Source organism: Veillonella magna, assembly GCF_959600285.1.
Lineage (GTDB): Bacteria > Bacillota > Negativicutes > Veillonellales > Veillonellaceae > Veillonella_A > Veillonella_A magna.
The window spans coordinates 87,580-107,001 of record NZ_CAUGKU010000006.1 but is presented as its reverse complement, the minus strand read 5'-3'; the positions used below and the strand labels follow the sequence as shown (position 1 = coordinate 107,001).

The window sequence follows — 19,422 nt, the reverse complement described above, 5'->3', positions numbered from 1 at the left end:
CTACTGCATCATTCGACCCACCAACTCCTGAACGCATTCCTTTTTTCTATACTTGAACCCTTCCACCGGTCGGTCCTCGCTGTAAAGCTAGTGTAAAAGTACTTCTTTCAATCATAGTCGTTACATTGTAAATTTTCAATATACAATACTATACCACGACCGCCGTATAAAGTCAAAGTATTTCAGAGTAAACTATTTATTCGTATCACAGATATTAACAATAGTGGCAACCGCTTTTTGCATATCATCAAGACAAGCAAATTCATGACGACCGTGCAAGTTTTCTACACCGGTAAAAATATTCGGCGTCGGTATTCCCATAAAGGAAATTTTCGAACCGTCGGTACCGCCGCGAATCGGTTGAATAATCGGTTTTACGCCGGCTTCTTCCATGGCGCGCTTGGCAACATCCACGCATTCCATGTGATCCTTAATAATTTCGTACATATTATAGTAACTATCTTTCATGGATATCGTTACTACATCTGTACCGTACCGTTCATTCAATACTTTTCCTGCCAATAGGAATAATTGTTTTTTAGCTTCAAAGGCTGCTCTGTCGTGATCGCGAATGATATAACTCATTTCGCCGCTGTCGATAGACGTAGTAGTGCTTTGCAACATAATAAAGCCTTCATGGCCTTCGGTTAATTCCGGTACGGCACACTGCGGTAACATGCGATCGAATTCCATCGCCAATTTATTGCAGTTGATCATGGTATTCTTTGCCGAGCCGGGATGTACGGAAATTCCCTTTAAGGTAACCGTAGCTCCGGCAGCGTTAAATGTTTCGTATTCCAGTTCACCTAAGCAAGAACCATCCACCGTATAAGCAAAGTCAACAGGGAAGGTATCCGGTTCAAACAAATTGGCCCCGCGGCCAATTTCTTCATCCGGTCCGAAGGCACACATAACAAGACCATGTTCGATGTCTGGATGAGCCATTAAGTATTGCAAGGCTTCCATGATTTCTACGATGCCTGCCTTGTCATCACCGCCCAATAGGGTTGTACCGTTGGTAACAATCAGTGTTTTTCCTACATAATTTTTTAAATTCGGGAAGTCTTTTACGCGACTGTAAATTTGTTCCTTTTCATTTAGCAGGATGTCCTTACCGTCATAGGATTCAATAACGCGCGGAGAAATACCTTCCGCATTGTAATCTGCGGTATCCATATGAGCAATAAAGCCTATAGCCGGTACCTTTTTATCCGTATTCGCCGGCAATGCCGCCGTTACAAAACCATTTCGCGGGTTGATCATTACGTTTTGCATACCGATGCGTTCTAAATCCTCCGCCAACATCTTGGCAAAGGCCACCTGAGATTCGGTAGAGGGCACCGTTGTGCTTTCTTCATTTGACCGCGTATTAATTTTTGTATAACGAATAAAACGTTCCAACATAGTTTCCATTGTACTGCCTCCCTTATGCGCCTGACGGCGCTACCTGTGTTATGCCAATGTATCTACGGATGCCAAGCGTGCCACTACGGTATCGCGACCGAGTAACGGCACGATGTAGTTTAAGTCCGGTCCGTGCATCTGTCCGGTGATGGCCACACGAATCGGCATAAACACGAATTTACCCTTCAGTTTGGTTTCCTTCATGATGGCCTTAATGGCTGCTTTTACCTGTTCCGGAGTCACTTCGTCCATCGCTTTTAATTTATCGCTGAAAGCAGCTAATACAGTCGGGCAGGATTCTTCCGCCAACACAGCCTTGATATCGTCACGGTGTTCTTCGTCAATACTGATGCTGTCGGTAAAGAACATAGCCGCTTCTTCTTTAATTTGCGCACCGTAACTGATATGATCCTTTAAGCATACACACAACATGGTAAGACGTGCTTTTTCCTCTTCATCAGGCTGCGCCGATGCATAGCCTGCTTCCTGTAACGATGGCAAACACAATGTATATAATTCTTCATCGGTAAGTTTCTTCATGTAATTGAAGTTAATCCAATTCAACTTATCAATATCGAATACAGCTGGGTTTTTAGCAACGCGATCCATGGAGAAGTTCTTTATCAATTCTTCTGTCGTAAAGAGTTCCTGTTCGCCTTCCGGAGCCCAACCCATAAGAGCCAAGAAGTTATTGATTGCTTCCGGCAAGTAACCGAGGTTTTTATATTGTTCTACCGATGTAGCACCATGACGTTTACTCATCTTCTTACCGTCTTTGCCCATGATCAACGAAATGTGACCGAACGTCGGTACCTCCCAGCCCAAGGCATTGTAGATAACAATCTGTCGCGGCGTATTAGATAAGTGTTCTTCCGCGCGAATAACATGGGTTACTTCCATCGTGTGGTCATCGATGACAACGGCATAGTTATATACCGGAATACCGTCGGACTTAACAATAACAAAATCGCCGATACCGTTTGATTCAAAGGATACATGACCGCGAACCATATCATCAAACGCAACGGTTTCGTTAAGAGGTACGCGAAGTCGTACCGTCGGCTTACGTCCTTCCGCTTCGTAAGCAGCGCGTTGTTCTTCCGTCAAATGACGGCAATGACCGTTGTACTTCGGTGTTTCCCCACGTGCCAACTGCGCTTGACGTTCTGCTTCCAATTCTTCTTCCGTGCAATAGCAATAATATGCTTTGCCTTCTGCAATGAGACGATCCGTCACTTCTTTATAAATATCGAGTCGTTCTGTCTGGCGATACGGACCGTTGTCTCCGCCAACGTCAATACCTTCGTCCCAATCCATGCCTAACCATTTTAAAGCGGCTTTAATATTTTCTTCACTTTCGCGGGTAGAGCGCACTAAGTCGGTGTCTTCAATGCGAAGTAGGAATGTACCTCCTTCGCGGCGAGCCAACAACCAGTTGAATAAAGCGGAGCGTGCGCCACCGATATGGAACGGGCCCGTCGGGCTCGGAGCGAAACGAACTTTCATTTTTGACATAATCACAAATCCTCTCTTTCACACAGTGTAACTACTGCCTGTGCCGCAATACCTTCTTTTCGGCCCAAGGCACCAAGCATTTCGTTGGTAGTAGCCTTTACACTTATATAGCCGGGCTCCATGTCCAGCACACGAGCGATGTTTTCTTTCATTTGCTCAATATGTGGCTTTAACTTCGGTGCCTCAGCAATAACCATAACATCTACATTATAGGCTTTTAACCCTTCTTCTTTCAACAATAAATTCACACGGCGCAACAGCTCCATGCTGGAAATCCCTTTATACTGCATGTCTTCCGGCGGGAAATAATAGCCGATATCCCGTAATCCCGCAGCTCCCAACAGAGCATCCATCAAGGCATGAATCAGTACATCTGCATCGGAGTGACCGTCCGGCCCTATGGGACTCTCAATGGTAACACCACCTAAAATGCAAGGGCGTCCTTCTTTGAATCGGTGAATATCGTAGCCATAGCCTACGCGCATCATGGGCTGTTTCCCTCCTAAATAACACATGGCTGCCTGTCTGTCCGACGGCGTTGTAATCTTGATATTCTTGTAATCACCGGCAACAATGGCCACCGGCTCTCCCATGGCTTCTACCAATGAAACATCATCTGTGCCTCGCACCTTATGCGTAACCGCATAGCGTCTTGAGGCTATCATTACATCTTTGCGAAAGCCCTGCGGCGTTTGCGCAATATATAATTCATCCCGCGGCAACGTAGCCAAACTTTGTGAAGCATCGGTATCCACCTGTTTGATGGTATCCACGGCCGGCACCGCCGCTAAAGCAGCTCCGACTTCGGCAGCCCTTACCGCTACCGCTTCAAACAGTTCGGCCGTAGCCATAGGACGCGCACCGTCGTGAACCAGTACGACATTGCAATCGTCACCGACCATAGCCAGTCCGTTTTCTACCGAGTCTTGCCGTTCCTTGCCACCATCACAATACACAACGCGCCAGGGAAATTCTCCCATAGCCGCCACTTCGTCTTGAATGGAGGCACGCTCGCCGGGAGCCGTAACAATAACTACCTCTGCCAGATTCGTAACCTCTCGCAGATGTTTTAAATTCCACTGCACCAAGGAGAGTCCTCCGATGCGAAGAAATATTTTATTCTTATTCATACACATGCGACGACCGCATCCGGCCACCAACAAAATACAACTAATCATTCCTTACTCCCTTTAGCGCGTGTAAAAATCATACGGCCCGCACTGGTTTGTAAAATTGAAGTAACCATAACATCAATAGACGTATCCACATATTCGGCGCCGTTTTCAATGACAATCATAGTTCCGTCATCCAGATAGGCTACGCCTTGACCGTTTTCTTTTCCTTCCTTGATAACCTGCACACGAATCCATTCGCCCGGAATCATGGCCGGCTTTAACGCATTGGCCAAATCATTTAAATTCAATACGGCAATGCCTTGTAAGCGCGCTACCTTATTAAGATTGAAATCATTAGTAACAATCTTCCAACGTCGTTCCAAAGCCAGCCGCATCAATTTAGAATCTACTTCGGCAATATCATCATAATCATCGTCAATAACAATAATAGGAATGAGATCACGTTGCTGCATATCCTGCAGAATATCCAAACCGCGTCGGCCGCGATTACGTTTCAATGTATCCGACGAGTCGGAAATACGCTGCAACTCTTCCAATACAAAAAGAGGGACTACCAATGGACCTTCTAAAAATCCGGTAGCACACAGCTCGGCGATACGACCGTCGATAATCACCGATGTGTCCAGCAGTTTCGCTTCCGATACACCGGAAAAACGATCGTCCTGTATTGCCGTAGTTTTTGTGTCTCCTTTTTCTTTTTTCTTCGCCTTCGGTGCGCTCTTATACTGCAATAGAGAAGTATACAATTCCGGACCCTTTCGCGAGGCCAGTTGCATGCCGATGTAACCAAGAACAGCACTTAACACGATAGGAATATAGGAGCCTATGATAGGAACTCTGTAAAATGCCAAGCCGATTAAATTTGCTATTATGAGTCCGAAAAGTAATCCGGCTGTGCCGGCCATTAATTCTTGACTCGGCACATGAGATAACACACGCTCTACATGTTTAGACATGCGAATCCCCTGGTCGAGTACAAAGGCTGAAATCAAGTAGCCTACCACACCGCCTAGGCCGGTGCCTAGTATCAGTGCTAAAATCTTCATCAGCGATACACCGAAAAAGCCCATTTTTAAAAACTTCACATCAATAATAGGCGATAAAATCGGCATGGACGCCTCCATTAACATGAAGCCCATGATTCCGAATAAGATGGCTATGACATATCGTAAAATCCTATACATATTTCGTTTCACCTCCTTTCCATATACATAATATTGTACAGCAAAATTATAAATTATACATGAACAATTTCAGGTATTCCATGATTTTATTACCCAAATACAGCCTGTAATGCTTCTTCGACTGTACTTACACCATGTACCGTTACATCTCCGTTCAACTTTTTTAACTGTTGTTTGTTACCGGCCGGAACGATAAAACGTCTAAAACCAAGCTTTGCCGCCTCCTGTATACGTTGCTCAATACGAGGAATACTGCGCACGGCTCCGGTAAGGCCGACTTCACCGAGAATAACCATATCTGCCGGCACAGCTCGATTTTTTAAATTGGAAACGATAGCTACGGCCATTGCCAAATCACAAGCAGGCTCGTTTACTTTGAGTCCGCCGATAACATTTACATAAACATCTTTATTTCCCAACGTTAACCGACATCGTTTTTCCAACACCGCCAATAACACAATCAAACGATTCAAATCATAACCGATGGATGTTCTGCGCGGCATACCAAATGCTGTGGTCACCACTAGACTTTGCACTTCTACCAGAATAGGGCGAACACCTTCCAGGTATGCCATAATGGCCGAACCACTTTCCTCTTCGGTACGCTCCGCCAACAATGTGGCCGACGGATTCAGTAGTTCTCCCAAACCTTCTTCTTCCATGGCAAACAACCCCGTCTCCGAGGTGGAACCGAAACGATTTTTTATGGCCCGGAGTATACGAAATTGATACGACCGTTCTCCTTCAAAATAAAGTACAACATCTACCATATGTTCCAGCATACGCGGCCCTGCAATATTTCCTTCCTTAGTGACGTGACCGATAATAACTACCGGTACACCTGTTTCTTTAGCAAATCGTAATAATCGCGCCGTACATTCCCTTACCTGGCCCACACTTCCCGGCGCCGACTCAATATCTTCGGTATACATGGTTTGAATGGAATCGACAATAAGCAGTACCGGTTTATTTCGAACCGCTTCTGCTAAAACACCGTCAAGGCGTGTATCCGCCATTACCTGCAAGCGTTTGCCGGTAATGTGAAGTCGTTCCGCCCGCAGTTTTAACTGTGTTTGCGATTCTTCGCCGGATGCATATAAGACTACACCGCTTTTTTCTGCAATATGTCCGGAAACTTGTAAGAGTAGCGTAGATTTGCCTATACCAGGATCTCCACCAAGCAGTACTAAGGATCCCGGTACAATACCGCCGCCGAGTACACGGTCGATTTCGCCGTACCCCGTTGCAAGACGAGCCACGCCCGTCGTTTGTATATCATCCAACGCCAAAGGCTTTGTCGCGGTGCTATCCACCGGTCGATACGCAGCGGATGTTGATTTTTTATTGTTATCGTGTACTACCTCTTCAACCAATGTATTCCATTGCCCGCATTGAGGACACTTGCCTAACCACCGCGGTGATTCGGCACCACAGTTATTACAAAAAAATGTAGTCTTTACCTTCGCCATACATCCTCCTTATATAAAAAAATCACGAATACCTGTTACAGTATTCGTGATTTCCATCGCTAATCCCTGCATTACTATCTGTAATGTATCATGTATTAGCTAAAGTTGCAATATTAATTCTCTTGTTGATGATATCTGTTTCGGCGAGGACGTGCCTTGCAGTTATACCGTCAATTCAATTTCGCCATCCTTAGCTTCTGCTTTGATGGTACTACCTTCCTTAGCCTCTCCTTTCAAAATCAAGTCAGAAATCGGATCCTCAATAAGTCTTTGAATAGCACGTTTCAGCGGGCGTGCACCAAAGGCAAAGTCGGAACCTTCTTTTACCAATAACTTCATAGCATCATCGCTGATTTCCAATTCCAATCCGCGTTCGTGTAAACGTTTTGTTACGGAGCGCAACAGGATGGTGACAATCTTGCTTAAATCATCGCCGGTTAACGGGTGGAATACAATCATTTCGTCAATACGGTTTAAGAATTCGGGTCTGAAATGACGTTTTACTGCTTCCATCGTCGATTTCTTAGCTTCTTCAAAATTATCGTTTGCTTCTTTGCCATCTTTATTCTTACCGGCTAAGAATCCCATCACAGCTGCATCATCCGTTTTAAGGAATTTAGCACCTAAGTTACTGGTCATGATAATAACCGTATTTCTGAAATCAACGGTACGACCTTGGTTATCCGTCAGACGGCCATCATCCAATACCTGGAGCAAAATATTGAAGAAATCTGCATGTGCCTTTTCAACTTCGTCAAAAAGAATTACGCTATATGGTTTACGACGTACCGCATCCGTCAACTGACCGCCTTCATCATAACCAACATATCCGGGAGGTGCCCCAACCAAGCGAGACACAGTATGCTTTTCCATGTATTCCGACATATCAAGTCGAATCATAGCATTTTCGTCACCGAACAGACTAGCTGCCAAGGAACGAGCCAATTCGGTTTTCCCTACCCCGGTCGGTCCTAAGAAGAGGAACGAACCAATAGGCCGTTTCGGATCTTTTAAGCCAGCCCGTGCACGACGTACTGCCTTAGCTACGGCTACTACGGCTTCATTCTGACCTACTACGCGTTCATGCAATTCATCTTCCAAACGAAGGAGTCGCTGCGATTCTTCTTCGGCGATACGTGCTACCGGAACACCGCTCCAATCAGATACAACTTCGGCAATATCTTCTTCCGTAACAACTAATTTTTCTTCATCTTCTTTGGAACGGGCTTCCTGTTTAGCTTCGATATCTTCCGTCAATGCTTTTTCACGGTCACGCAGTTTAGCAGCTTCTTCAAAGTTTTGTGCTGTAATAGCTGCTTCTTTTTCTTTGCGTACATCAGCCAACTCTGCTTCCAATTTCTTAACATCCGGCGAAGCGGTAAATACGCGCATGCGCACTTTAGAAGCTGCTTCATCCATAACGTCGATGGCCTTATCCGGTAAGAAACGATCGGAAATGTACCGACTGGACAATTCTACGGCGGCCTTTAATGCTTCATCGGTAATTTTTGCTTTATGAAATGCTTCATACCGATCGCGTAACCCCTTCAAAATTTCCAGTGCGTCTTCTTCACTCGGTTCACCTACCTGTACCGGTTGGAAACGACGTTCCAAAGCTGCATCTTTTTCAATATGTTTCTTATATTCATCCAGCGTAGTTGCACCGATAACTTGGAAGCTACCGCGAGCCAACGCCGGTTTTAAAATATTCGCCGCATCCATAGCACCTTCAGAAGCACCGGCCCCAATCAATGTATGTAATTCGTCAATGAACACAATCATATCATCATGAGACTGTACTTCATCAATAACTTTTTTCAGCCGTTCTTCAAATTCACCACGATATTTGGCACCGGCTACCATAGAAGACAAGCTTAGCGAAATAATACGTTTGTTACGTAAGATTTCCGGCACATTCTGACTTACGATACGCTGTGCCAATCCTTCGGCAATCGCCGTTTTACCTACACCCGGTTCACCGATAAGTACCGGATTGTTTTTCGTACGACGACTCAAAATTTGAATAACACGATTAATTTCATTGTCACGACCGATAACCGGATCAATCTTTCCTTGTTTAGCTGCTTCGTTCAAATCAACGGCATAGTCGGCTATTTCGCCGAGATCGCTGTTAGCGCCGGCGCTTTCGGAGCTACTGCCACCTTCACGACCTACCATAGCCTGAATTTCCTTTACAATATCTTCGGCACGAATACCGAATGCCTGTAAAACGGCTACTGCCACGCCGCCGCCATCACTGAGAATGCCTAGCAAAATATGTTCGCTACCCACATAGCTGTGTTGCATGCGGTTAGCACTATCCACAGCCAATTCAAGAACTCGTTTCGTACGCGGTGTCATGTATAATGTACCACCATGATTAGAACCGCGACCGACTGCATCAAGAACAGCCTTTTCTGCCTCTTTATCCTGTAAACCTAATTTATGCAATGCCTTAGCGGCAACGCTGTTTTTTTCTTCTAATAAACCAAGCAATAAGTGTTCTGTACCCACATAATCATGGCCGAACTCCTTTGCTTTTTCCTGAGCAATTGCTAATGCTCGTTGTGCTCCGTCTGTAAATCGTTGCATCATATCCCATCACCTCATTTTTCTATATAAGAACGAATCACTTTAGCGCGATAACTATCTCGTTCAGATGCTGTCATCGCATCTTTACCGGTATACTTCGCCAAGAAATTCGGTCTTGTTATCACAATTAATTCGTTAAAGAATGTATCGCCTTTTTTCGGCAATATTTCCATGTCCATGCCCAGTTGTACATCGCTTAACAGCGACAATGCTTCTTCGCCGGACAGGCGACGTGCATATTCCAAAGTGCCATATGCACGCCATACTCTATCTTCAAAGGCTTCCCAGTCACCGTCATGCAGTGCCTGACGCGCCTTACGTTCTTCAGCAACCAAACCGTTAATAACCTTTTCAAGCTGCGCAATGGTATCCTCTTCGCTGATGCCCATTGTTAACTGATTGGATACTTGATAAATATGTCCCAATGCGTCCGAACCTTCACCGTATAGTCCGCGTACAGAATAGCCTAACTGTAAAATGCTGCGTACTACGCGGTTAATACGTCCTGTCATTACCAGTGCCGGCAGATGCATCATAACCGAAGCTCTCATGCCCGTCCCCACATTGGTAGGACATGCTGTTAAGTAGCCGAAATGTTCATTAAATGCGTAATCGTATTTACTTTCAATTGCATCATCTACCTGCACCGCATGAGCATAAGCACTGCTTAAGTCAAGCCCCGGTGCCATTGCTTGTATACGAATGTGATCTTCTTCATTCACCATAACGGCTACAGATGCATCATCGGATACAACCAACGCTCTGTATGGTGCTTTCTGTGCCATAGCCGGACTAATCAAATGCTTTTCCACTAGGATTTCCCGTTCCGCATCCGACAGCTTATCAAGGCTGATATTGGAATATTCATGACCGTCAGCCTTCTTTAATACTCCCAAGATACCTCGCATCATAGTGTCGACCTTCGCCAGTGCTTCTTTATCTTGACGATTGGTAAATACTATATCTTTAAAGTTACGAGCCAAACGAATACGACTGGAAATAACGATGTGTTCTTTCGTATCACTTTGTTCCGGCCGTTTCAGCCAATTACTGAGAGGCTCATCCAAAATTCGATCTAACATCGTAATCCCTCCTTACGCTTCGCCTTGCTGCAATGAATCTTCCAAGACTTTAATTTCATCGCGCAGCTTAGCTGCTTCTTCAAAATGTTCTGCCTGAATTGCTTTTGTCAATTCTTGACGCAATCGTTTAATCTGATGTTTTGTCTTAAATACCCCCGTACCTCGTCCCGGTACACGACCTTCATAGTCCAATGACCCTTGTAAACGTTTTACCAACGGATCAATTTCTCCGGCAAACGTTTCATAACACCGGTCACATCCAAACTTTCCTGTGCGATTAAAATCGGCGAAAGTCATACCGCAACCGCTGCACGTTTGGCCTCGTCGTCCCAACATTCCATCAGGATATACCGCATTGGTAAAGAAATCGTTAGTGAAGAAATCATTATCAAAAATGCTTCCGCCAAATCCGAAAGTACCAAAGGGACTACCGGATCCGCCGTGCTTAGCCGCACAGTCCGCACATAAGTGACTTTCGGTCTTCTTATTATTAATTACGCTTGTCATATGGACAGTAGCTTCTTTTTTCTTACATTCATCACAAAGCATAGCTTATGCCTCCCTCGTTAATTTTAGTACCGCATCGTATAAACGACGAACCTGCTTTGTCCGCTGCTCTTGATTGGACTCTTCCATCAAAATCGCAAACGCCTCGTGAAGAAACGCAGCCTCTCGCTTGGTCAGTAGTTTATGCTTTATCAAATCAAATAAGGCATTATCTACTGCACCAAGTGTAAGTGGCTTTTTATCTTGAACGGCTTCTTTCTTCACCTGCTGAGAGGCAACATTTTCTGAAACCGGAATACGGGTTATACTGATAAAGCCGCCTAATCCTCGACGGGACTCTACGGTAAAACCTCTATCAGTAGAAAAACGAGTACTCAATACATAACTGATTTGTGATGGGGCGCATTCAAGTTCATCGGCCAATTCATTACGGCGCAACACAATCGCTTGTTCTTGATCTTCCAAGAGTTTCTCCAAAATGAATTGTTCAATCCTATCTGCCAAGATTCCCATAATCATCACCTCATTATATTCTCTGATGACATCTTGATCGATGACTCATATACATCACTTCTTTTTACTTTTTGGTCTTTTGTTCTTTTGTTCTTTTGACCTTGGCTATATAATATTAGACTTTTTGACTTTTGTCAAGGGCAAAAAGTCAAAAAGTTAAACTTTTTTATAAAAAACTGCAAAGAAGTGTTTCTCTTCTTTGCAGTCATATCGAAGTTATCGCTGAATTGATATATTATGTGATTTAGCCGTTAATCGTAACGGTACGCGTGAGCAACAATGCGCATACCAAAAAATTCCGGCTACCATCACAGCGCCGCCTAAAATATTTCCCAATGTTACGGGAAGTAAATTATTAACAATAAATGCTTTCCATGTTAATGAAGATACAGCCTGCTCACTGATTCCCATAGAAACTAGTGCTTGCATAACACTGCTATCCTGTGATGCCATGATCCCTGCCGGCACATAATACATATTGGCAATGCAGTGCTCATACCCACTGACAACAAAAAGCCAAATAGGAAAGAATATACCTACTACTTTTCCCGTTATACTCTTTGCGGAAAAACTAATCCATACGGCCAAACATACCAGCCAATTACAGAGCACTCCCAGTATGAAGGCTTCTACAAAGGATAGATTTATTTTTCCTAGAGCTACTTTTACCGTCATAGCACCTAACATACTTTGACCAAAATGAAATTGACCGCTTCCATATACGGCAACAACAACAAGTAAAGCACCGATAAAATTGGCTAACCACACCTTCCACCAATTGGAAATCAATTGGCGAAAAGATAGTCTTCTTTCTAAACAAGCCAATGTTAAGAGTACATTTCCCGTAAATAATTCCGTACCTGTTGTTACAACCATGGCCAGCCCTCCGGCGAACATCACTCCTTGTAATGCTTTTCCCACGCCCAACAAAGAGGCATCTCCCAATAAGTTAAATGTGCCTACATTAGATCCCACAGCAGCTAAAGCAATCATAGCACCGGCCAACACCCCCATGCTTAGGCTGTAATGTAAGGTATGCCTTCCTTTCTTTACTCCGATATCAATTACTGCTTCAACTGTCTCCTTCGGTGATAACATCATAGTCCCCATTTTTTACCTCCTATCCTGACATGTACTTTTTGCTTGAGTATCCATTATCATATTTTGTCCCCCTATCCATTGATTACTCAAACACATAATAATAATTATTTATATACATATTATAATACGCCAATAAAATATATTTGTCCAGTTAAATTAATATAAAAATTAGAAATGTTTATATATTATTTATCGGGACCCTTATAAACGAAATATTTCAAAAAGAAAAAGAGTTGTCACAGCAATAACTGTAACAACTCTTTCAAACCTATGTAATTAGTAGTCAAAGAATTATTTAGTACGACCGCCTAAACGAGCATCCACAAACAACTGGCTTGCGCGACTATCGCCGGCAAATGTAAATTCATCTACCAAATCACGTGCATTGGCTTCTTCCTCTACCTGTTCCGTTACAAACCAGTTGAGGAAATTTACCGTAGCATAATCTTTTTCTTCTACAGCCAATGCATAGAGATCATTAATTTTACCGGTAATCACCTGTTCATGCGCGTATACTGCTTCGGCTACCTTTAAAGGATCCGTAAAATCAACAGCATGCGCTTTGATATCACCTAAGGTTACACTCTCGTTGCGGCTGTCGAGATAGTCCACAAACTTAAATGCATGATCCATCTCTTCCTGATACTGGAATCGCAACCATGCAGCAAAGCCTTTAAAACGAGCATCGGCCATAGCTAAAGACATCGCTAAATATAGGTATGCGGAATTAAATTCAAAAATAACTTGTTCATTTAATGCTTTTGCAATTTTCTGATTCATCAAGAAAACCTCCTATCGATAATATATCGAAAATTTTTCATCTACACTCTATGATGATTATATCACAGAAAGCGAAAACCTTCTATATATTATTTACCGAGTCAGAACAAATTTCTTTCTCCGACATGGCTTTAATAATCGAGATATTACTTGCCCGTACTACCTATCCCACCTGTCCGGATGCCCGTCGCTTGATCATCTGTGGCTACTAAATATTTAGAGAATATTCCCTGCGCTACACGTTCTCCCTTAGCTAAGGTTACGGTTTCATGTCCCATATTACGAATAGCAATTAGAATATGTCCTTCATTATCTTCATTATTATAATAGTCGCTGTCGATAATTCCTGTGCTATTCACTAACATCAATCCGCGTTTAATCGCCATACTGGAACGAATATGAATGGCTAAATATTCATCATAATTCATAAACGCTTTTAACCCCGTTGGGATTAACTTCATTTCACCCGGTTGAATCTCTACCGCTTCTGCACATTCAATATCATAGCCGGCACTTTCCGCTGTCTTGCGTTGCGGCAAATTAATACCTGCATCTTCATAAGCGGACACAACCTCAAATCCACGTATATCCATCTAAATAACTCCCTTATCGGTTCATTTCATAACTACGCCACCCTAACTAGTTATATACTGTCAAGCAATGCGGCTGCCATCAACACTGTGAAGGCAACCGCCATATACTCCGCACAATATAACCACAGCGGGTTGTCATGATTTTTATTTTAAGCAGTCTTTGCGAGACAAGTTAATGCGACCCTGTTTGTCGATTTCAATAACCTTAACCATAATTTCATCGCCTACATTAACTACATCTTCCACTTTTTCCACACGTTCTTTAGCGAGCTTAGAAATATGTACCAATCCTTCTTTACCCGGTAAAATTTCTACGAAAGCACCAAAGTTCATCAGACGCGTTACTTTACCCATGTACACTTCGCCTACTTCGGGTTCCTTTGTCAGGCTGGTAATAATTTCGATAGCACGGTTAGCACCGGCCGCTTCCACGGAAGCAATGTATACAGTACCATCATCTTCGATATCAATCTTCGTGCCAGTTTCTTCAATGATTCCGCGAATTACTTTACCACCTTGACCGATTACATCGCGAATCTTATCCGGATCGATATGAATCGTGATAATACGCGGTGCCCACTGAGACATTTCACCACGAGGAGCATCAATGACTTCCATCATCTTGCCCATAATATGCATACGTCCTTTGTGAGCCTGCTGTAATGCTTCACTGAGTATTTCACGGGACAAACCGGAAATCTTGATATCCATCTGAATTGCCGTAACACCTTTTGTCGTACCGGCTACTTTAAAGTCCATATCGCCCAGTGCGTCTTCCATGCCCTGAATATCCGTCAAAATGGTGTAATGTTCACCTTGGGTTACAAGTCCCATAGCGACCCCTGCTACCGGGGCTTTAATCGGTACGCCTGCATCCATCAAGGATAAGGTACTGCCGCATACACTGGCCATAGAGCTGGATCCATTAGATTCCAACACTTCAGATACCAAGCGGAGGGCATACGGGAATTCTTCTTCCGACGGAATAACAGGCACCAACGCACGTTCTGCCAAAGCACCATGACCAATTTCACGACGTCCCGGTCCGCGAGATGATTTTGTTTCGCCTACCGAATATGACGGGAAGTTATAGTGATGAATATAACGTTTTTCCGTTTCTATACCAATACCATCTATTGTCTGTTTTTCAGACAATGGTGCTAACGTACAGATATTCAATACCTGTGTTTGCCCACGCGTAAACAATCCGGAACCATGCGTGCGCGGTAATACGCCAACACGCACAGAAATCGGACGCACTTCATCCAACTTACGACCATCCGGACGAATTTTTTCCACGGTAATCATATGGCGAACAATTTCCTTCACCATTTTTTCTAATGTCATGGACACATCTTGCATCTGTTCCGGATAAATTTCTTCGAAATGAGCCAACACCTCAGCGAACACAGCTTCCTGCTGTGCGTCACGCTGCTGCTTATCTGCACAGCGAACCGCTTTATCCAAAGCATCATGTGCATATTCATGTACAGCCTTTGACACTTCTTCATCAATTTCATGAACAGGGAACACGCGCTTTTCCTTGCCTACCTTAGCTACCATGTCTTCTTGGAATGCTACGATACGCTTGATTTCTTCGTGTGCAGTCATGATAACTTCCAGCAGTACTTCTTCCGGTACCTCCTGAGCACCGCCTTCAACCATCAGAATAGCATCCTTTGTACCGGCTACAACAACATTGAGATCACTTTCTTCCAATTGTGCTACCGTTGGGTTAACAACAAACTCACCGTTTACACGCCCCATGCGTACACCCGCAATCGGACCTGCCCACGGGATATCGGAAATAGCCAATGCTGCCGAAGCACCAATCATACCGCAAATTTCCGGTGCGTTGTCCTGATCAACAGATAATACCGTTGCCACTACATGTACCTCGTTGCGGCATCCTTTATCAAAAAGAGGACGAATCGGACGGTCAATCAAACGACTGTGTAAAATAGCTGTTTCCGGCGGACGTCCTTCACGTTTTACAAAGCCTCCCGGAATACGGCCAACGGCATACATTTTTTCTTCGTAGTCAACAGTCAACGGGAAAAAGTCAATATCCTTGGCTTCTTTAGATCCTGTAGCCGTCACTAATACCACCGCATCACCATAGCGAACCAATGCGGCACCGCTTGCTTGCTTAGCCAACTCCCCCGTTTCAATCGTTAGGGTACGACCGGCTAATTCCATTTGGAATTGTTCCATTCCGATTCCTCCTCTGGCGACATCCAACAAATCGTAAAGACCTGTGTCGCTTTCTTATAACTATAAACATTTTTAGATTTCCCTACTATTCTAAAGGAAATAGCCGAAAAAGGCAATTTATTTATCTACAAAAATAGGAGTGGCCATAGCCACTCCTATACGTATCAGCAAATAAATTATTTGCGAAGGTTCAATTTTTCAAGGATTGCACGGTAACGTTCGATATCCTTGCGACGAAGGTAGTCGAGCATGTTACGGCGCTGACCAACCAATTTCAACAAACCACGACGGGAATGATGGTCTTTCTTGTGTTCTTTCAAGTGTTCCGTCAAGTAAGTGATGCGATTAGTCAAGATTGCAATCTGTACTTCCGGAGATCCGGTGTCGCCTTCATGAACTGCAAATTCTTTAATGATTGCCTGTTTTGCTTCAGTAGTTAACATTTCTGTATCCTCCTTAATTATCATAACCTCGCAAAGCTGAAGTAGTCGTCGGAGAAGTCGGTTACTTCGCCTGCGTTAGCCACTCTCATCGGTGACCTATGTCAGTATACACTATATCCGTATTGCTGTAAAGAGGTTATCCCAACATCATACGGTCGCTTAGGCCCCCTTCGCCGGCTACCTCGAAACGTTCCAATAAATCTTTGACGGTGAGTTTTTTCTTTTCTTCATCACGAACATCAAAAATGATTTTTCCGTTATCCATCATAATAAGGCGATTCCCGTAACGAAGTGCATCGCGCATGTTATGCGTAATCATCAATGTCGTTAACTTATGTTCCTCAACCAGTTGTTCCGTTAAGGTTAATACATTAGCTGCTGTTTTAGGATCCAGTGCTGCCGTGTGTTCGTCCAACAACAATAAATCAGGACGCATCATCGTCGCCATTAACAACGTAATCGATTGACGCTGACCACCGCTAAGCAATCCCATACGCGCTGTCAGTCGATCTTCCAGACCCAAACCGAGCAAAGATAATCGTTCTTTGAAAAATTCTCGTTCTTTAGGTACAAAGGCCCATTTCAATCCCATGCGTTTACCGCGGCGTAAGGCTAGCAATAAATTTTCTTCTATTTGCATATTACCTGCCGTCCCCAGCATAGGATCCTGAAATACACGCCCTATAAAAGCAGCCCGTTTATATTCCGGCATTTTTGTTACATCCGTATCATTAATAACAATTTTTCCTTCATCCACAGGGAATACACCTGCAATGGAATTCAGCAACGTACTCTTACCTGCTCCGTTACCGCCGATAACCGTCGTAAAATCACCGCTTTCCAATCGCAAATCCACACCGCGGAGAGCTGTTTTTTCATTTACCGTCCCTTTAAAAAAGGTTTTCACAATTCCCGTAAGTTCTAGCATGGTACCCCTCCTTAGCGACTCTGCCATTTTGCCTTCAATGTCGGTAACGACAAGGCAATAGCTACCAATACAGCCGTAAATAATTTCAAATCATTTGGTGGCATACCGAGATACAACACTACGGCAATAACAATACGATACACGATGGAACCCAGTACAACGGAAATCAGGTTCGATACGAAAGAACGGGTTCCAAAAAGAACCTCACCAATAATTACCGATGCCAAGCCGATTACGATGGTACCTACCCCCATACCGACATCGGCAAAGCCATTCCCCTGTGCAATTAAAGCGCCGGAAACAGCGACAAAACCGTTGGAAAGAAGAAGGCCTAACACAATCATGGTATCAGTATTAACCCCCTGCGCGCGAATCATTTGAGGATTTACGCCGGTTGCTCGCAAACAAGCTCCTATTTCCGTACCGAAGAACCAGAATAATACAACGCAAGTAACAACAGCTACTAATAAACCTACCAATGCCAATGCCCATGTGTGCATGAAGCTCAGCTTTTCAAAGAACGTATAAATGGTGTCCATTCGCAATAAGGACACATTGGCTTTACCCATAACACGTAAGTTAATAGAATATAGGGCAATCATCGTTAAAATCCCTGCCAACAATGCGGGAATCTTTAATTTTGTATGAATCCATCCCGTAACAGCACCGGCAATCATTCCCCCGATGGCAGCGGCTAAAATTGATACCACGGGATCTACGCCTTCAACGATAAGCGTAGCCGAAATGGCTGCTCCTAAAGGAAAACTTCCTTCTACCGTCAAATCAGCAATATCAAGTACGCGGAATGTTATAAATACACCAATGGCTAAGAGGGACCACAACAATCCCTGCCCCAATGTGGCAATAATTAAATCTGTCATAATTTCCTCCCGGTTAAAAAAGAAAAGGGCATCAGATGCCCTTTTCCTGCTTGTTACAAACCTACTTTACTTCCTGCGCCAAATCAGCCGGAATGGCAATACCCAGCTTTGCCGCTTCTTCCTTGTTAATAACTAGCTTCATTTCTTTCTGACGTTCGATTGGCATATCCGAAATCTTTGCTTCCCCGGATAACAGTTTAGCTGCCATCACACCGGTCTGGAAGCCCAGTTTATAATAATCTACCGAATAAATAGCTACCCCACCGGCCTTAACCATGTTTTCTTCTGCCGGGAATACAGGGATTTTTGCTGCATCAGTGATTTTAACTACATTGGCAAATGCCGAGGCTACCACATTGTCCGTTGGTATGTAAATGGCCTGTACACCCTGCGATGCAAGATTTTGTGCTGCCTGCTGAATATCGTTTACATTAGACACCGTAGCTTCTACCACAGTAATACCCTTCGTAGCCGCATAGGCCTTCATCTTTTCTACCTGCAATTGCGAATTCACTTCGCTAGCTGTATAAATAGTACCCAGTGTTTTTAAATTAGGCACCAATTTAATAATCAGGTCTACCTGTTGTTCAATCGGATTCATATCCGTAGTACCACTTACATTCGTACCCGGTTTTTCATCGGATTGAACCAGCTTTGCCGTTTTATAATCGGTAATCGCCGTACCCAATATATGAATATCCTTTGTAGCATTAGCCATCGCCTGTGCTGCCGGCGTGGCAATAGCCAATACTAAGTCCTTCTTATCCGATACAAATCGCTGTGCAATACTATTCAAATTAGACTGATCGGCCTGTGCATTTTGCTGATCCAATACCACATTCTTATCGAAGCCTTTTGATTTCAAACCATCAACGAACCCTTTGTTGGCCGCATCCAGTGCCGGATGTTCTACCAACTGCACCACACCGACCTTATACTGTTTATCTCCGCTCGTCGTTCCCTGGCTCCCGCCACATCCTGCAATGAGTCCTACTGCCATAAGTGTTGCTATGGCACCTACAATTCGTTTCTTCCACATGCGAAACTACTCCCTTCTACTATGCTACAAATATCCGCCCA

At 44.0% G+C, this 19,422-nt stretch carries 17 protein-coding genes and 1 other annotated feature (1 of these 18 only partly in view); all 17 genes read right to left on the bottom strand.

Features of this window, described 5'->3' with window-relative positions; translation table 11 throughout:
• Positions 1-124, bottom strand: a binding site (T-box leader); it reaches 84 nt to the left of the window's first position.
• Positions 125-192: 68 nt separating this feature from the next.
• The 17 genes from pepT to Q5873_RS04855 all read right to left on the bottom strand — a co-directional run bounded on the left by pepT (position 193) and on the right by Q5873_RS04855 (position 19,342).
• Positions 193-1,413 carry a peptidase T gene (pepT, locus tag Q5873_RS04935; RefSeq protein WP_303059589.1) on the bottom strand — a complete coding sequence of 407 codons (1,221 nt, stop codon included), beginning with the start codon at positions 1,411-1,413 and terminating at the stop codon, positions 193-195.
• A 39-nt stretch (positions 1,414-1,452) separates the two neighbouring features.
• Positions 1,453-2,919 carry a glutamate--tRNA ligase gene (gene gltX / locus Q5873_RS04930; RefSeq protein ID WP_303059587.1) on the bottom strand — a complete coding sequence of 489 codons (1,467 nt, stop codon included), beginning with the start codon at positions 2,917-2,919 and terminating at the stop codon, positions 1,453-1,455.
• A gap of 2 nt (positions 2,920-2,921) precedes the next feature.
• A complete protein-coding gene (gene ispF, locus Q5873_RS04925) occupies positions 2,922-4,097 on the bottom strand; it encodes a 2-C-methyl-D-erythritol 2,4-cyclodiphosphate synthase (RefSeq protein WP_303059585.1) in 1,176 nt (391 codons plus the stop codon).
• Positions 4,094-5,239: a PIN/TRAM domain-containing protein gene (locus tag Q5873_RS04920; RefSeq protein WP_288300862.1), complete on the bottom strand. Its 1,146-nt coding sequence runs from the start codon at positions 5,237-5,239 to the stop codon at positions 4,094-4,096. Before Q5873_RS04920 ends, ispF begins: the two co-directional genes overlap by 4 nt.
• Positions 5,240-5,328: 89 nt before the next feature.
• Complete coding sequence (radA, locus tag Q5873_RS04915; protein ID WP_303059582.1) at positions 5,329-6,708, bottom strand: DNA repair protein RadA; 1,380 nt, start codon at positions 6,706-6,708, stop codon at positions 5,329-5,331.
• Positions 6,709-6,870: 162 nt separating this feature from the next.
• A complete protein-coding gene (locus tag Q5873_RS04910; protein WP_303059581.1) occupies positions 6,871-9,303 on the bottom strand; it encodes an ATP-dependent Clp protease ATP-binding subunit in 2,433 nt (810 codons plus the stop codon).
• 11 nt (positions 9,304-9,314) lie between these two features.
• The gene (locus Q5873_RS04905; protein WP_303059580.1) at positions 9,315-10,382 is read right to left on the bottom strand and encodes a protein arginine kinase; all 1,068 of its coding nucleotides are present in this window, start codon (positions 10,380-10,382) and stop codon (positions 9,315-9,317) included.
• A gap of 12 nt (positions 10,383-10,394) precedes the next feature.
• A complete protein-coding gene (locus tag Q5873_RS04900; RefSeq protein WP_276788479.1) occupies positions 10,395-10,931 on the bottom strand; it encodes a UvrB/UvrC motif-containing protein in 537 nt (178 codons plus the stop codon).
• A gap of 3 nt (positions 10,932-10,934) precedes the next feature.
• The gene (locus tag Q5873_RS04895; protein WP_276788476.1) at positions 10,935-11,402 is read right to left on the bottom strand and encodes a CtsR family transcriptional regulator; all 468 of its coding nucleotides are present in this window, start codon (positions 11,400-11,402) and stop codon (positions 10,935-10,937) included.
• A gap of 216 nt (positions 11,403-11,618) precedes the next feature.
• On the bottom strand, positions 11,619-12,512 hold the full coding sequence (locus tag Q5873_RS04890; RefSeq protein ID WP_303059576.1) for a formate/nitrite transporter family protein: 894 nt from the start codon (positions 12,510-12,512) through the stop codon (positions 11,619-11,621).
• A gap of 282 nt (positions 12,513-12,794) precedes the next feature.
• A complete protein-coding gene (locus Q5873_RS04885; protein WP_288189856.1) occupies positions 12,795-13,283 on the bottom strand; it encodes a ferritin in 489 nt (162 codons plus the stop codon).
• Between the two features lie 146 nt (positions 13,284-13,429).
• Positions 13,430-13,876 (bottom strand): dCTP deaminase/dUTPase family protein, encoded by a 447-nt coding sequence (locus tag Q5873_RS04880; protein WP_303059573.1) that lies wholly within the window; start codon positions 13,874-13,876, stop codon positions 13,430-13,432.
• Between the two features lie 144 nt (positions 13,877-14,020).
• Positions 14,021-16,090, bottom strand: a complete 2,070-nt coding sequence (locus Q5873_RS04875) for a polyribonucleotide nucleotidyltransferase (protein ID WP_303059572.1) — start codon at positions 16,088-16,090, stop codon at positions 14,021-14,023.
• A gap of 176 nt (positions 16,091-16,266) precedes the next feature.
• Positions 16,267-16,533 (bottom strand): 30S ribosomal protein S15, encoded by a 267-nt coding sequence (gene rpsO, locus Q5873_RS04870; RefSeq protein ID WP_028255656.1) that lies wholly within the window; start codon positions 16,531-16,533, stop codon positions 16,267-16,269.
• A gap of 136 nt (positions 16,534-16,669) precedes the next feature.
• Positions 16,670-17,461, bottom strand: coding sequence for an ABC transporter ATP-binding protein (locus tag Q5873_RS04865; protein ID WP_028255655.1), 792 nt, complete (start codon positions 17,459-17,461; stop codon positions 16,670-16,672).
• 11 nt (positions 17,462-17,472) lie between these two features.
• A complete protein-coding gene (locus Q5873_RS04860; RefSeq protein WP_028255654.1) occupies positions 17,473-18,342 on the bottom strand; it encodes an ABC transporter permease in 870 nt (289 codons plus the stop codon).
• Between the two features lie 61 nt (positions 18,343-18,403).
• The gene (locus Q5873_RS04855; RefSeq protein ID WP_438364093.1) at positions 18,404-19,342 is read right to left on the bottom strand and encodes an ABC transporter substrate binding protein; all 939 of its coding nucleotides are present in this window, start codon (positions 19,340-19,342) and stop codon (positions 18,404-18,406) included.
• Positions 19,343-19,422: the final 80 nt, after the last annotated feature.

What these genes read in the sequence shown, in the direction of transcription:
- Q5873_RS04910 (WP_303059581.1), bottom strand. Translation starts at nt 9,303, where the DNA reads ATGATGCAACGATTTACAGACGGAGCACAACGAGCATTAGCAATTGCT.
- pepT (WP_303059589.1), bottom strand. Translation starts at nt 1,413, where the DNA reads ATGGAAACTATGTTGGAACGTTTTATTCGTTATACAAAAATTAATACG.
- Q5873_RS04855 (WP_438364093.1), bottom strand. Translation starts at nt 19,342, where the DNA reads ATGGCAGTAGGACTCATTGCAGGATGTGGCGGGAGCCAGGGAACGACG.
- Q5873_RS04890 (WP_303059576.1), bottom strand. Translation starts at nt 12,512, where the DNA reads ATGGGGACTATGATGTTATCACCGAAGGAGACAGTTGAAGCAGTAATT.
- rpsO (WP_028255656.1), bottom strand. Translation starts at nt 16,533, where the DNA reads ATGTTAACTACTGAAGCAAAACAGGCAATCATTAAAGAATTTGCAGTT.
- Q5873_RS04900 (WP_276788479.1), bottom strand. Translation starts at nt 10,931, where the DNA reads ATGCTTTGTGATGAATGTAAGAAAAAAGAAGCTACTGTCCATATGACA.
- Q5873_RS04865 (WP_028255655.1), bottom strand. Translation starts at nt 17,461, where the DNA reads ATGCTAGAACTTACGGGAATTGTGAAAACCTTTTTTAAAGGGACGGTA.
- Q5873_RS04860 (WP_028255654.1), bottom strand. Translation starts at nt 18,342, where the DNA reads ATGACAGATTTAATTATTGCCACATTGGGGCAGGGATTGTTGTGGTCC.
- gltX (WP_303059587.1), bottom strand. Translation starts at nt 2,919, where the DNA reads ATGTCAAAAATGAAAGTTCGTTTCGCTCCGAGCCCGACGGGCCCGTTC.
- Q5873_RS04905 (WP_303059580.1), bottom strand. Translation starts at nt 10,382, where the DNA reads ATGTTAGATCGAATTTTGGATGAGCCTCTCAGTAATTGGCTGAAACGG.
- Q5873_RS04880 (WP_303059573.1), bottom strand. Translation starts at nt 13,876, where the DNA reads ATGGATATACGTGGATTTGAGGTTGTGTCCGCTTATGAAGATGCAGGT.
- Q5873_RS04920 (WP_288300862.1), bottom strand. Translation starts at nt 5,239, where the DNA reads ATGTATAGGATTTTACGATATGTCATAGCCATCTTATTCGGAATCATG.
- ispF (WP_303059585.1), bottom strand. Translation starts at nt 4,097, where the DNA reads ATGATTAGTTGTATTTTGTTGGTGGCCGGATGCGGTCGTCGCATGTGT.
- Q5873_RS04895 (WP_276788476.1), bottom strand. Translation starts at nt 11,402, where the DNA reads ATGGGAATCTTGGCAGATAGGATTGAACAATTCATTTTGGAGAAACTC.
- Q5873_RS04885 (WP_288189856.1), bottom strand. Translation starts at nt 13,283, where the DNA reads ATGAATCAGAAAATTGCAAAAGCATTAAATGAACAAGTTATTTTTGAA.
- radA (WP_303059582.1), bottom strand. Translation starts at nt 6,708, where the DNA reads ATGGCGAAGGTAAAGACTACATTTTTTTGTAATAACTGTGGTGCCGAA.
- Q5873_RS04875 (WP_303059572.1), bottom strand. Translation starts at nt 16,090, where the DNA reads ATGGAACAATTCCAAATGGAATTAGCCGGTCGTACCCTAACGATTGAA.